Origin of the sequence: Paraburkholderia sp. J41, assembly GCF_905220235.1 — a bacterium.
In the GTDB taxonomy this organism is placed as follows: domain Bacteria; phylum Pseudomonadota; class Gammaproteobacteria; order Burkholderiales; family Burkholderiaceae; genus Paraburkholderia.
In genome coordinates, this window is record NZ_CAJMZE010000024.1 from 13,783 (window position 1) to 27,929 (window position 14,147).

General features: G+C 66.8%; 12 protein-coding genes and 1 riboswitch. Of the genes, 10 read left to right on the plus strand and 2 right to left on the minus strand.

The window, feature by feature from the left end; genetic code table 11:
- The first annotated feature begins 109 nt into the window (after positions 1-109).
- A complete protein-coding gene (locus U5805_RS22350; protein ID WP_322105680.1) occupies positions 110-796 on the plus strand; it encodes an HAD family hydrolase in 687 nt (228 codons plus the stop codon).
- Between the two features lie 159 nt (positions 797-955).
- Here U5805_RS22350 and ribB read toward each other — a convergent pair whose 3' ends face one another.
- Positions 956-1,684 carry a 3,4-dihydroxy-2-butanone-4-phosphate synthase gene (ribB, locus tag U5805_RS22355; RefSeq protein ID WP_322105681.1) on the minus strand — a complete coding sequence of 243 codons (729 nt, stop codon included), beginning with the start codon at positions 1,682-1,684 and terminating at the stop codon, positions 956-958.
- Positions 1,685-1,839: 155 nt separating this feature from the next.
- Positions 1,840-2,010: riboswitch (FMN riboswitch) on the minus strand.
- Between the two features lie 94 nt (positions 2,011-2,104).
- The gene (locus U5805_RS22360) at positions 2,105-2,821 is read right to left on the minus strand and encodes an XRE family transcriptional regulator (protein WP_322105682.1); all 717 of its coding nucleotides are present in this window, start codon (positions 2,819-2,821) and stop codon (positions 2,105-2,107) included.
- 46 nt (positions 2,822-2,867) lie between these two features.
- On the opposite strand from U5805_RS22360, the gene U5805_RS22365 reads away from it, so the two are divergent.
- From U5805_RS22365 to glyS, 9 genes are all read left to right on the plus strand, one after another.
- Positions 2,868-3,491, plus strand: coding sequence for a hypothetical protein (locus tag U5805_RS22365; RefSeq protein ID WP_322105683.1), 624 nt, complete (start codon positions 2,868-2,870; stop codon positions 3,489-3,491).
- Between the two features lie 272 nt (positions 3,492-3,763).
- Positions 3,764-5,149: a tRNA (N6-isopentenyl adenosine(37)-C2)-methylthiotransferase MiaB gene (miaB, locus tag U5805_RS22370; protein ID WP_322105684.1), complete on the plus strand. Its 1,386-nt coding sequence runs from the start codon at positions 3,764-3,766 to the stop codon at positions 5,147-5,149.
- Positions 5,150-5,183: 34 nt separating this feature from the next.
- Positions 5,184-6,329 (plus strand): PhoH family protein, encoded by a 1,146-nt coding sequence (locus U5805_RS22375; RefSeq protein WP_322105685.1) that lies wholly within the window; start codon positions 5,184-5,186, stop codon positions 6,327-6,329.
- An 18-nt stretch (positions 6,330-6,347) separates the two neighbouring features.
- Positions 6,348-6,809: an rRNA maturation RNase YbeY gene (gene ybeY, locus U5805_RS22380; protein WP_322105686.1), complete on the plus strand. Its 462-nt coding sequence runs from the start codon at positions 6,348-6,350 to the stop codon at positions 6,807-6,809.
- Positions 6,810-6,833: 24 nt separating this feature from the next.
- Positions 6,834-7,547 carry a gamma-glutamylcyclotransferase gene (locus U5805_RS22385; RefSeq protein ID WP_322105687.1) on the plus strand — a complete coding sequence of 238 codons (714 nt, stop codon included), beginning with the start codon at positions 6,834-6,836 and terminating at the stop codon, positions 7,545-7,547.
- 203 nt (positions 7,548-7,750) lie between these two features.
- The gene (locus U5805_RS22390; protein ID WP_322105688.1) at positions 7,751-8,641 is read left to right on the plus strand and encodes an HlyC/CorC family transporter; all 891 of its coding nucleotides are present in this window, start codon (positions 7,751-7,753) and stop codon (positions 8,639-8,641) included.
- A 232-nt stretch (positions 8,642-8,873) separates the two neighbouring features.
- The gene (lnt, locus tag U5805_RS22395; RefSeq protein WP_322105689.1) at positions 8,874-10,577 is read left to right on the plus strand and encodes an apolipoprotein N-acyltransferase; all 1,704 of its coding nucleotides are present in this window, start codon (positions 8,874-8,876) and stop codon (positions 10,575-10,577) included.
- A 440-nt stretch (positions 10,578-11,017) separates the two neighbouring features.
- Positions 11,018-12,025: a glycine--tRNA ligase subunit alpha gene (gene glyQ, locus U5805_RS22400; RefSeq protein ID WP_322105690.1), complete on the plus strand. Its 1,008-nt coding sequence runs from the start codon at positions 11,018-11,020 to the stop codon at positions 12,023-12,025.
- A 16-nt stretch (positions 12,026-12,041) separates the two neighbouring features.
- Positions 12,042-14,141, plus strand: a complete 2,100-nt coding sequence (glyS, locus tag U5805_RS22405) for a glycine--tRNA ligase subunit beta (RefSeq protein WP_322105691.1) — start codon at positions 12,042-12,044, stop codon at positions 14,139-14,141.
- Positions 14,142-14,147 lie beyond the last annotated feature (6 nt).

Here is a 14,147-nt window from a genome sequence, read left to right on the forward strand (position 1 = left end):
GCGCGCCGGTAAAAGCACGTATCATGTCGGGCTGGCGGCGGCTTGAGGGCTCTTGTGCCTGGTCCCTCGCCTCGCGCTCATTTCGTTTTTTGTCCCTTTCGTTTCACGCATGATCGACCATCTCATCTGCGACTGCGACGGCGTGCTCGTCGACAGCGAAGTCATCGCCGACCGCGTTCTTCTCGACACCCTCACGCAAACGTTTCCCGGCGTCGATTTCCACGCCGCCGTGCAGTCGGCGTTCGGCCAGCAAACCTCGCGCTTTCTCGCCGATCTCGCCGCGCGCATGAATCTCGTCATGCCGGAAGATTTTCTCGGGACGATCGAACACAATTGCGAAGCGGCCATCGCCCAGTCGGTAAGCCCGATCAACGGCGTGCGCGACGCGTTGCGCGGGGTGTCGCTGCCCGTGGCGGTGGTGTCGAACAGCCGGCTCACGCGCGTTCACGCCTCGGTGCGCCGCGCGGGACTCGACACGATCTTCGGCGAACGCGTTTTTAGCGCCGAAATGGTTGCGCGGCCGAAGCCCTATCCCGACGTCTATCTGCACGCGGCAAAAACGCTGGGCGTGGCCCCGGCGCGTTGTCTCGTGGTCGAAGACAGCATCTCGGGATTGAATGCCGCGCGCGCGGCAGGCATGAAAACCATCGCGTTCGTGGGCGCGAGCCACATTCCGTCCGGTTACGCCGACGTGCTGCGCGAGATGGGCATCACACGCATCATGACGCACATGGATGAATTGCCCGCGCTCGTGGAAGCGGGCATGCGCGGCGAATTCGGCGACGTGCAGTCCTGAATTTCACCTTCCACGGCCCGCGCCCAAATGAAAACGGCGCGCGAAATCTCGCGCGCCGTGCTTCGCTCGAACGGTCAAGCGCTCGAACATTTAAGCGCTCGAATGCTCAAGCGCTTGAACGCCGCTTGAACGTCGCTTGAACGCCGCTCGAAACGCAAATCAAGCCGGTTCGGCGCAACGCTCGCGCGCAGCCGCGATCGACTCGCGGAACGCCACGAGTTCGGCGATCGTCAGCATCGGCAGGCCGTGCAGTTTCGCGAAATCGTCGACCTGCTGGCCGCGCGCCATCGTGCCGTCCGGGTTCATCAACTCGCAAAGCACGCCGGCGGGCGCGAGGCCCGCGAGCGAGGCGAGATCGACGGTGCCTTCGGTGTGGCCGCGGCGCGCGAGCACGCCGCCCTTTTGCGCGCGCAGCGGAAACACGTGGCCGGGACGCACAATGTCGGCGGGCTGCGCGTTCGGGGCGATGGCGGCGCGGATCGTCGTCACGCGGTCGGCGGCGCTAACGCCGGTGCTCACGCCGTCGCGCGCCTCGATCGACACCGTGAACGCGGTGCGGTTGCGGCTTTCGTTGTGCGCGACCATTGGCGGCAATTCGAGCGCGCGCACTTTCTCGTCCGAAAGGCAGAGGCAAACAATGCCGCTGCACTCGCGGATAAAGAGCGCCATGGTTTCGGGCGTGAGCCGCTCGGCGGCGACGATCAGATCGGCTTCGTCCTCGCGGTCGTGATCGTCCTGGAGCACGACGGGCCGGCCCTCGCGCATGGCTTGCAGCGCGGCGGCGATGCGCGGCGGCACCGGTTCGGTTTCGAGGTACGGGATATCCGCAACGGCGTCGAGCAAATCGACGGCGGACGGGGCAAACGTGGAACTGGCGGTAACGGACATGTGAAACGCTCCTCGCGAGAGTGGGGCGAAAAACGTTTCAGGGCATTGCAAACAGACAGGCATCCCGGCACGCGCCGTCCGGCAAACGCGCCGCGCTCCGAAAAGAACGCGCGCATCGGCCGAACGCGGCGGCGGATGGACAACCGTGACCATCTGCACATCTTCTTCCATCCGGACTATGACCGTCGGCTCTGGCATCGCACCAGATCTGCTGACCCTCGCGCGGGCAAAAGCTCGCGCGAGGCGCTCGCGGGCTTGCCGGCGTTGCCTTGCGGCGCGGCCGGCATACCGCCGGTGGGGAATTTCACCCCGCCCTGAAGACGCACTGATTGCCGGAAAATCCGGCGGGCAAAGGATACAACAGGCCGCGCGATCGTGCAGCGCGGAAAAACGGCGACTCGGCCCGGACTTCAGCCGGTATCAGTCGATCACCGCCGGCTGCGGCGCCGCAGCTCCGGCGGCTTGCGCGGCGTGCAGCGATGTCGAAGCCGAAGCGGGCACGTCCCAGCGCGGCGGCGTTTCGGCATTGAGCGTGACGCGGAACACGCGCGCCTCGGTGTCGCCGGGATTGCGCAGGCTGTGCGGCTGGTCGGCGTCGAACACGATCGCGTCGCCGGTCGCGAGCAACTGGCGGCGCTCATGGACGCTCACTTCGAGCGTGCCTTCGCTCACGACGAGATTCACCGTGGTGCCGGGCGCGCGAAGCGTGCCGGGCTCGGTGTGCAGCGGCGCGATGCGCAACTCGTGGAATTCGGCGGCGGCCGGCTCGCTTTCCGGATAGAGCGCGCGCGCCGAAAAGCGGCCGTCGGCGGAAACGAGCCGCGTGGCGCGGTCGGCGGGCAAATGCTCGAAGCCGTTCACCGCGTGCTTGCGCAAGAACGCCGACACCGACACCTTGAGCGCCGCCGCGACCTTGCAGAGCACCTTGATCGACGGCACGCTGCGCGCCGATTCGACCTGCGCGAGCATCGCCCGCGAGACGCCCGAGGCGCGCGCGAGCGCATCGAGCGAAAGCTGGCGCTCGGCGCGCAGCCGCGCGAGATTCACGCCCACGAGGTATTCGAGCGCGTCGTACGGTCCTTCGTTGTGCGCAGCGGCGTGCTGGGCGTCGCGCACCAGCGCGAGGGGTGAATGCATGGCTGCCTCCCGGTATTGCCGCATGCGAAGCGGCGCAAGAGCCTGAATGGAGGCAAGACTAGCATCGCGATTTGCCGCGCCCAACGAAGTTATCTTCACACTGATATCAGCATTGCAGAGCGCGATTCCGGGAATGCTTTCGCGGCCTGCGCATAAGGCGCTCACCTGTTCTGCCGCGCCGCCCCACGCGCGGCGCGCCGGCGCGTGGCGCATGTCGAGCCGCACGGCAAGCATCGCGACAATGCCCATGCGAAGGCATCGGCGCGCGGTCCGCGAGTTTGCCGCCGGGCATGTTGCCGAGCATGAGCGGGCCTGCACGGTGCCGCCTGAAGCCGCGCCGGAATCGACGGATGGCGAAGCGGCGCGGCGATGGGCGCTGCGCGGTTATGAACGCACGGTAAAGTCGATGTGCGATGTCGCCGACGATCTTCGCGCCGGGCGGCTAGAGACGGCGATGCCCGAACGACGCTGCCCAACGCGCCGCTGCACGCGCGCTGTCACCGCAACCGTTTTTCCGCGCCGCGCGCAAGGGCGCCGCCGGATTTTCTCAGCCGGGCGTTTCGCCCGGACTTCGAGGGAATTCGAGGCGCCGGCGGCCCGCACCGGCCGCACCGGCCCGGCACGGCACGGCCAAAGCGGACGCAAAGCGCGAAGGCGCAAACGGATATAATGTTGGATTGCGCGCGCAGCGATTAGCACCGGTTTCATGCGCGACGAAAACAAGCCACAAGCAAGGCGGAGCGTCCCGAGCCGCCAAATGTGCATCAGCAGGTGCGCGTCGGCAGATACAGGTTGCCGGGATCGGTTCCGGCCGGTTCACCGCACCCCGATTCGGCCCTCTTAATTCAAAGAACCCGTAGTCCATCACATGCATCCCGTGCTCCGGCACGCGCATCAAGCGGACGACGCCCCCAGGTCAACCACTGTGAACGGCGAAACCCGATGACCAAGAAAGTTTATGTAAAGACCTTTGGCTGCCAGATGAACGAGTACGACTCCGACAAAATGGTCGACGTGCTCGGCGCCGCCGAAGGCCTCGTGAAGACGGACACGCCCGAAGACGCGGACGTCATCCTCTTCAACACCTGCTCGGTGCGCGAAAAGGCGCAGGAAAAGGTCTTTTCCGACCTCGGCCGCGTGCGCGAGCTGAAGGAAGCGAATCCGAACCTGCTGATCGGCGTGGGCGGCTGCGTGGCGAGCCAGGAAGGCGCGGCCATCGTGTCGCGCGCGCCGTATGTGGATCTCGTGTTCGGTCCGCAAACGCTGCACCGCCTGCCGCAGATGATCGACGCGCGCCGCGCCTCGGGCCGCGCGCAGGTCGACATCACCTTCCCCGAAATCGAGAAGTTCGACCATCTGCCGCCGGCGCGCGTGGAAGGCCCGAGCGCGTTCGTCTCGATCATGGAAGGCTGCTCGAAATATTGCAGCTACTGCGTCGTGCCCTATACGCGCGGCGAGGAAGTGTCGCGCCCGCTCGATGACGTGCTCACCGAAATCGCCGGTCTCGCCGACCAGGGCGTGCGCGAAGTCACGCTGCTCGGGCAGAACGTCAACGCTTATCGCGGGAAATTCGGCGGCGCGCTCGCCGACGGCGCTCATGACGTCGCCGATTTCGCCACGCTGATCGAATACGTGGCCGAAGTGCCGGGCATCGAGCGCATTCGCTACACCACGTCGCATCCGAAGGAGTTCACGCAGCGCCTGATCGACGCTTACGCGAAGGTGCCGAAGCTCGTTTCGCATCTGCATCTGCCGGTGCAGCACGGCTCGGACCGCGTGCTGATGGCGATGAAGCGGGGCTACACGGTGCTCGAATACAAGTCGGTGATCCGCAAGCTGCGCGCGATCCGCCCCGACCTGTCGCTGTCGACCGACATCATCGTCGGCTTTCCCGGCGAGACCGAGGACGACTTCGAGAAAACCATGAAGCTCGTCGAGGAGATGAGCTACGACACGAGCTTCTCGTTCATCTACAGCCCGCGCCCCGGCACGCCCGCGGCGAACCTGCACGACGACACGCCGCGCGAAGTGAAGCTCAAGCGTCTGCAACACTTGCAAGCCACGATCGAAGAGAACGTGCAGCGCATCAGCCAGTCGATGGTCGGCCGGGTCGAGCGCATTCTCGTGGAAGGCCCGTCGCGCAAGGACCCGGGCGAACTCGCCGGCCGCACCGAAAACAACCGCGTGGTGAACTTCCCGGCGCCGCTCGCTTCGCACGCGCGCCTGATCGGCCAGATGATCGACGTGAAGATCAATCACGCGTACCCGCACTCGCTGCGCGGCGAACTCGTGCTCGCGCACGAAGACGCCCCGGCGCTCGCACACTGACCGCATCCACGGTATTGAGGAGTTCAGAGACACCTTGAAGCCCAATCAGCAGCATCTGGAATTCACCGCGCCGCGCGACGACAACGCGCGCCTCGCCAACCTCTGCGGGCCGCTCGACGAAAACCTGCGGCAGATCGAGCAGGCGCTCGACGTGACGCTCGCGCGGCGCGGCCATCGCATCGGCATTCGCGGGCGCGGCGCCAAGCTCGCGCTCGCGGCGCTCGAAAACTTCTACAACCAGGCGCGCGATCCGCTTTCCGTCGACGACATCCAGCTCGCGCTCGTGGAGGCGCGTCATCCGGCGAACCTCGTGAGCGATCCGCGCGAGAGCGGCAACGGCGGGCTGCGCGGCAAGGCCGGCGCCGGCAAGGGCGGCGACGGCGACAACGGCGGCGGCGGCGGCGACGACGCGGCGCAAGCCGATCCGCGCTTTCGCGGCGACCCCGATCATCCGTTCGACGAACCCGCCGGCAACGGCATCGACGTCGAAGATCAAGGCCCGAAGCTCTACACGCGCCGCGCCGACCTGCGCGGCCGCACGCCCGCGCAGCGCGACTACCTCAAGCAGATCATTTCGCACGACGTGACCTTCGGCATCGGGCCGGCGGGCACGGGCAAGACCTATCTCGCGGTGGCCTGCGCCGTGGACGCGCTGGAGCGCGATCAGGTCAAGCGCATCGTGCTCACGCGTCCGGCGGTGGAAGCCGGCGAGCGCCTCGGCTTTCTGCCCGGCGATCTCGCGCAGAAGGTCGACCCGTATCTGCGCCCGCTTTACGACGCGCTCTACGATCTGCTCGGTTTCGACAAGACGGCGAAGATGTTCGAGCGCCAGATGATCGAAATCGCGCCGCTCGCGTACATGCGCGGCCGCACGCTCAATCACGCGTTCATCATTCTCGACGAGGCGCAGAACACCACGCCCGAGCAGATGAAGATGTTCCTCACGCGCATCGGCTTCGGCTCGAAGGCGGTCGTGACCGGCGACACCACGCAGGTCGACTTGCCGCGCGGCCACAAGAGCGGCCTGATCGAAGCGCAGCAGGTGTTGAAGAACGTGCGCGGCATCGCGCTCACGCACTTCACGAGCGCCGACGTGGTGCGCCATCCGCTCGTCGCGCGCATCGTCGAGGCTTACGACGCGCACGCGAAGAAGGACGAAGGCAACGGCGACAGCCGCTGACCCGCACGCAAGACACTCATGGCCCGCGCACCCAAACTCAAGCTGACCGTTCAGTTCCCGGCCGCGAAGGCGTTTCCCGAGCACAAGGCCGCGCTGCCGCGCGCGACCGTGGCGACGTGGCTCAAGGCCGCCCTCTTCGCCGACGCGGAACTGGCGGTGCGCTTCGTCGACGCCGAGGAAGGCCGCGCGCTCAACCGCGGCTATCGCGGCAAGGACTACGCGACCAACGTGCTCACCTTCGCCTACGCGGAAAGCGAGGACGACCCCGTGACCGGCGACTTGATCCTCTGCTGCCCCGTGGTCGAAAAGGAAGCCGCCGAGCAAGGCAAGACGCTCGCCGCGCATTACGCGCATTTGCTCGTCCACGGCGCGCTGCACGCGCAAGGCTACGATCACGAGAACGACGCCGAAGCCGAGGAAATGGAAGGCATCGAAACCGAGGTGCTCAATTCGCTCGGTTTTGCCGATCCGTACCAGTGATCCCGCGACCGACGTAGCGATCCCATGAACGACACGCGCACGCCCGACCCAAACGATCCGCCGCCAACGTTCGAAACGACCGAAACGCACGAGCAGCGCGTCGCGCAAACGCCGCCCGGCGCGCCGTGCCCCGGCTATCCGCCCACGCTGGGCGAATCGCGTCTGTTGAGCGAAGACGAGCTGCGCGCCTCGCTCGCCTGCATGCTCGCAAACTGGGACGGCCAAACCGATCTCTGGCTGTTCGGCTATGGCTCGCTGATCTGGAACCCCGGCCTGCCGACGGTCGAAAGCGTGCGCTCGCGCGTGCATGGCTACCATCGCGGGCTTTACCTGTGGTCGCGCGTGAATCGCGGCACGCCCGAGCAGCCCGGCCTCGTGCTCGCGCTCGATCGCGGCGGCTCGTGCGCCGGCGTGGCGTTCCGGCTCGCGGCCGAAGGCGTGATGCCGCATCTCGAAGCGCTCTGGCGCCGCGAGATGCCGATGGGTTCGTATCGCCCCGCGTGGCTGCCCTGCACGCTCGCCGACGGCCGCCGCGTGGCCGCGCTCGCGTTCGTCATGCGGCGCGACGTGGCGTCGTACACGGGCAAGCTTTCCGAAGCGACCGTGCGCACGGTGTTCGGCTGCGCGAGCGGCCGATATGGCACCACGCTCGACTACGTGCGCCGCACGGTGGAAGCGCTGCGCGAAAGCGGCATGCCGGATCGCGCGCTGGAGCGGTTGCTCGCGCGCTGCGCGTGATCTCGCGCGAGGGTGCGCGATGGTGCGCGATCACGCGCCATTTTCGCCGCGCGGCGGCGCTTTTTCTTCGGCCACGCGGCGCTGCCGCATCTGCGTTAGGATTGATCTGACGGCGACCCTACACGGACGCGCCACGGCCATGTTGTATCCTTAACGCTCCGCAACAGCGCGCCCCGCCAGCACACGGCGAAGGGCGCACCACCATGAACGACTCCTATCCCAGTCGACGCCAGACCGACAAACCGCAGGAAAAGCGCTCGCTGCTCGAGCGGCTGACCGACTTCATCTCGCCCGAGCCCGACTCGCGCAGCGAGCTTCTCGAAATTCTTCAGGATGCGCACGCACGCAACCTGATCGACGCCGATTCGCTTTCGATGATCGAAGGCGTGTTCCAGGTGTCGGATCTGAGCGCGCGCGACATCATGGTGCCGCGCGCCCAGATGGACGCGATCAACATCGCCGAAAGCCCGGACGCGTTCATCCCGTTCGTGCTGGAAAAGGCCCACTCGCGATATCCCGTCTACGAAGGCAACCGCGACAACGTGATCGGCGTGCTGCTCGCGAAAGACCTGCTGCGCTACTACGCCGAAGAGGAATTCGACGTGCGCGGCATGCTGCGCCCGGCCGTGTTCATTCCCGAATCGAAACGCCTGAACGTGCTGCTGCACGACTTTCGCGTGAATCGCAATCACATCGCCATCGTCGTCGACGAATATGGCGGCGTGGCGGGCCTCATCACGATCGAGGACGTGCTGGAGCAGATCGTCGGCGACATCGAGGACGAATACGACTTCGACGAGGAAAGCGGCAACATCATCGCCTCGCCCGACGGCCGCTACCGCGTGCGCGCGCTCACCGAAATCGAGCAGTTCAATGAGACGTTCGGCACCCATTTCTCCGACGAGGAAGTCGACACGATCGGCGGCTTCGTCACGCATCACTTCGGCCACGTGCCGCATCGCGGCGAAAAGGTGCGCATCGGCGACCTGATCTTCGAAGTGCTGCGCGCCGACGCGCGTCAGATGCACATGCTGCTCGTGCGCCGCGACCCGCTCGCGGGCCAGCGCGAGGCGGCCTTGCAGCCGCCGGCCTGATCGCGCGACGCTTCGGCGATTCGCATGGGACGCCAGCCTTCGGGCTGGCGTTTGCGTTTGCGGCGGTTTCGTTTGCGGCGATTTCGTTTGCGGCGTTTGCGCCGTTTCATCGCCGGACCGCGCGTGCGCGCCCTGACCTCGCACGGCCGCGACGCATGAAAATGCTATCGTTGCGCTCGCTCGCCCCTTCGCCGCCGTCCTTGCCCACTTAGCCGCCGTCACACCGCATCCCATGGCCGAACCGATCAATACCCGCGCGCCAGCCGCCACGCCCCCGCACCCGGCCGAACCCGCCGATACGGCGCGACGCCGCGCGCTGCCGTTCTGGCACTATCTCGCCGCGATCGCCCTCGGCGCGCTCAACACGCTTTCGTTCGCGCCGACGCCGCACGGCGGCTGGCTGGAAATCGCCCTGTTCGCGGCGTTTTACTTCTGGCTCACGCGCACGACGGGCTGGAAAAGCGCGCTGTTCACGGGCTGGGCGTTCGGCTTCGGCAATTTCGTCACGGGCGTCTGGTGGCTCTACGTGAGCATGCATTTTTACGGCGGCATGCCCGCGCCGCTCGCGGGCGCGGCGCTCGCGCTGTTTTCTGTCTATCTGGGCGTGTATCCGGCGCTCGCGGCGCTCGTCTGGTCGTTTTGCGCGGGACACGCGCGCCATGCCCGCGTGGGTCCGTTGCCGTTCGCGCCGACCTGGCACGGCGCGTTCGCGTTCGCGAGCGCCTGGGCGCTCGGCGAGTGGGCGCGCGGCTACGTGTTCACGGGCTTTCCGTGGCTTTCCAGCGGCTACGCGCAGGTGGACGGCCCGCTCGCCGGATTCGCGCCGGTCGCGGGCGTGTACGGCGTGGGCTGGGCGCTGGCACTCGTCGCGGCGCTGGTCGTGCAGGCCGGCGTGCGTGCGCGTGCAATCGAACCGGTGCCGGGCGTTGCGGCGGATTATGAGCCCGCTGCCCGGCGCGCGGCCGTGGCGATGCCCGCGCTGCTTGCCATCGCCGTGATCGCCGCCGGGCTCGTGCTGCCGCTCGTGCCGTGGACGCAGCCCTCGGGCGCGCCGTTGAACGTGCGCCTGCTGCAAGGCAACGTGAAGCAGGAAATGAAGTTTTCCGAATCCGGGACGATGGACGCGCTCGCCGAATTCCAGAAGCTCATCACCGAAAAGCCCGCCGATCTCGTCGTCACGCCCGAAACCGCGATTCCGGTCCTCGTGCAGGAAGTGCCGCAGAAGTTCGGCCGCGACATCCGCGATTTCGCGGACGCCACGCACACCGCGATCCTGTTCGGCGCCGTCGGCGGCACGATCACGCCGGAAGGCCGCGTCGTCGATTACACCAACAGCCTCTTCGGCGTGACGCCGGGCCAGCCGGGGCTGTATCGCTACGACAAGCATCACCTCGTGCCGTTCGGCGAGTTCGTGCCGTGGGGCTTCCGCTGGTTCGTGAACCTCATGAACATTCCGCTCGGCGACTTCGCGCGGGGCGCGCCCGTGCAGCCGCCGTTTCTCGTGCACGGCCAGCCCGTGGCCGCCGACATCTGCTACGAGGACATCTTCGGCGAGGAAATCGCGCGCACGGTGCGCGAGAACCCGGTATCGCCCGGCATTCTGATCAATTCGACGAATCTCGCATGGTTCGGCGACACCATCGCGCTCGACCAGCACTTGCAGATCGCGCGCATGCGCTCGCTCGAAACCGGCCGGCCGATGCTGCGCGCAACCAACACGGGCGCGACGGCGGCCATCGACGGCCACGGCCGCGTAATCGCGCGCCTGCCGACCTTCACGACGGGCTCGCTCGACGTGCGCGTGGAAGGCACGAGCGGCTTCACGCCCTACGTGACGAGCGGCAACAACACGGTGATCGCGGTTTCGCTCTTGCTGCTCGCATTCGGCTTTGCGTTCGGGCCCGCGTTCAAAAGCCGCAAGCCCCGCGCGCCATGACGCCGGAGCGCGCTTCGTGCGCGCTCGCGGCTGCGCGCATGGCTTTAGGCCTGGATCGCGGCTGAGTTGCGGCTGAATTGCGCCTCGGTTGCGGCTGAGTTGCGTCTCGATTGCGGCTGAGTTGCGCCTCAGTTGCGTCCCGATTGCAGCTAAATCGCGGCTGAATTGCGAATGCGCCGCGCTTGCGCCCCTTGAGCCGTGCCGAAGCGAAAACCCGTAAAGCGAGGCCGCGCCCAGGCGCCCGAGACCGGCCCAGGTCTCAAGGCATCGGCAATCCGGTAAAATTCAAGGTTTTAGCACCCGGCCGCCTTTCGGGCCCGTCACGTCGGCCCGCGTCGCGGCACGGCGGCCAACCGCCGCCTCCACGCGCGGCGGGCCCGCGTTTCGCCCGGAAAGATCGCCCCGAAGCTCCGAAAGACCGCACGACACTGCAGGCACACATGCTCACGTTTCAGCAAATCATCCTGACGCTCCAGTCTTACTGGGACAAGCAGGGCTGCGCGCTGCTCCAGCCGATCGACATGGAAGTCGGCGCCGGCACCTCGCACGTCCACACCTTCCTGCGCGCGATCGGCCCCGAGCCCTGGCGCGCGGCCTACGTGCAGCCGTCGCGCCGCCCGAAGGACGGCCGCTACGGCGAGAACCCGAACCGCCTTCAGCACTACTACCAGTACCAGGTGGTGCTCAAGCCCGCGCCCGAAAACATCCTGGAGCTGTATCTCGGCTCGCTCGAGGCGCTCGGCTTCGACCTGAAGCAGAACGACGTGCGCTTCGTCGAAGACGACTGGGAAAACCCCACGCTCGGCGCGTGGGGGCTCGGCTGGGAAGTGTGGCTCAACGGCATGGAAGTCACGCAGTTCACCTACTTCCAGCAAGTGGGCGGTCTCGACTGCAAGCCGGTGCTCGGCGAAATCACCTACGGTCTCGAGCGTCTCGCCATGTATCTGCAAAAGGTCGAGAACATCTACGACCTCGTGTGGACCGAGTGGGAAGAACAAGGCCCGAACGGCCCCGAGATGCGCCGCCTCACCTATGGCGACGTCTATCACCAGAACGAAGTCGAGCAATCGACCTACAACTTCGAGCACGCGAACGTCGACCTGCTGTTCACGTTCTTCAATGCGTACGAAAGCGAAGCGAAGCGCATGATGGAGCAGCAGCTCGCGCTGCCCGCCTACGAACTCGTGCTCAAGGCGGCGCACACCTTCAACCTGCTCGACGCGCGCGGCGCGATTTCCGTGACCGAGCGCGCGGCGTATATCGGCCGCATTCGCGCGCTCTCGCGCAGCGTCGCGCAGTCGTACTACGAGTCGCGCGAAAAGCTCGGCTTCCCGATGCTCGGCAATCCCGTACACGGCGTGCCGGGCCTGACCACCGACGAACAGGACGCCGCGATGCCCGCCTGGGCGCCGCCGTTGAAGGTCGAACGCAAGTTCGGCGAGGCATGACCGGATCTCCAGAACAATGACGCAAGCTCATCACGCCACTCTCCTCGTCGAACTGCTGACCGAGGAACTGCCGCCGAAAGCCCTCGCGCGCCTCGGCGACGCCTTTGCCGAAGGCATCGCGCAGCGCCTCGCCGCGCGCGACCTGATCGAAGGCGACCTGTCGTTCGAACGCTTCGCCACGCCGCGCCGCCTCGCGGTGACGATCAAGAACGTGCGCGGCGTCGCGCCCGAAAAGCAGGTGCGCGAAAAAGTGCTGCCGGTTTCGGTCGCGCTCGACGCCAACGGCCAGCCCACCGCGCCGCTCGCGAAGAAGCTCGCGGCGCTGGGCTTCCCCGAATTCCCGGTGAGCGATCTCGAACGCGCGAGCGACGGCAAGAACGAAGCGTTCTTCCTGCGCTATTCCGCGCCCGGCGCGACCCTCGCCGACGGCCTCCAGGCCGTGCTCGACGAAGCACTCACGAAACTGCCGATCCCGAAGGTCATGACGTATCAGCGCCCGGACGGCAGCAACGTGCAGTTCGTGCGCCCCGTGCATCGCCTCACCGCGCTGCACGGCGACCAGATCGTGCCCGTCACCGCCTTCGGCATCGACGCCGACGACACCACGCGCGGCCATCGCTTTCTCTCCGAAGGCCTGATCGCCATCACCCATGCCGACGACTACGCCCACACGCTCCAGCACAAGGGCTTCGTGATCGCGAGCTACGCCGATCGCCGCGAGTCGATTCGCGCGCAACTGATCGAAGCGGCGGGCGGCAACCAGGTGGTGATGCCCGACGCGCTGCTCGACGAAGTGAATTCGCTGGTCGAATGGCCAGTGGTCTATGCGTGCAAGTTCGAGGACGAATTCCTGCAAGTGCCGCAGGAATGCCTGATCCTCACGATGCAGACGAACCAAAAGTATTTCGCGCTCACCGACGCGCAAGGCCGCCTGCGCTCGCGCTTCCTGATCGTCTCGAACCTTGCCACGCCCACGCCCGAAGAAATCATCGAAGGCAACGAGCGCGTGGTGCGTCCGCGTCTTGCCGACGCGAAATTCTTCTTCGAGCAGGACAAGAAGAAGCCGCTCGCCGAGCGCGTGCCGCTGCTTGCGAACGTCGTTTATCACAACAAGCTCGGCTCGCAATTGCAGCGCGTGGAGCGCCTCGAAGCGCTCGCCGGTCTGATCGCCGAACGCGCGGGCGCCGACGTCGCGCTCGCGAAGCGCGGCGCGCGGCTCGCGAAGGCCGACCTGCTCACCGACATGGTGGGCGAATTCCCCGAGCTGCAAGGCACGATGGGCACCTACTACGCGCGCCACGACGGCGAAGCGGAGGAAGTGGCGATCGCGTGCTCGGAGCACTATCAGCCGCGCTTTTCCGGTGACGCGCTGCCGGCTACGGCAACGGGCACGATCGTCGCGCTCGCGGACAAGCTGGAAACGCTCGTCGGCATCTGGGGCATCGGCCTCGCGCCGACGGGCGAGAAAGACCCGTTCGCGCTGCGCCGTCACGCGCTGGGCGTGCTGCGCATTCTCGTCGAGAAACAGTTGCCGCTCGATCTCGTCGATCTGCTGCGCGCGGCTCACGCGCAATTCGCGGGCAACGCGGCCGTGACGGAGTCGACGCAAGCGATCTACGAATTCTGCCTCGACCGTTTGCGCGGCATGCTGCGCGAGCGCGGCTTTGCAGCGCAGGAAATCGACGCGGTGCTCGCGCTGAACCCCACGCGCCTCGACGACATCGTCGCGCGCCTCGACGCCGTGCGCGAATTCGCGGCGCTCAACGAAGCGGCATCGCTCGCGGCGGCCAACAAGCGCATTTCGAACATCCTCAAGAAGTCCGAGGGCACGGAAGACGCCGGCGTGCAAATCGCGCTGTTCGTGGAAGCGGCCGAGAAGGCGCTCTACGCGCAACTCGAACAGGTGGCGCCGCGCGTGGAAACGCAGCTCGCCGCGCGCGAATACACGGGCGCGCTCACGGCGCTCGCGGCGCTGCGCGAAACCGTCGACACGTTCTTCAACGACGTGATGGTCAACGCCGAAGACCCGGCGCTGCGCGCGAACCGCCTGGCGTTGCTCAAGGCGCTGCATCGCCAGATGAACCGCGTCGCCGACATCTCGCGGCTCGCCGCCTAACGCCCG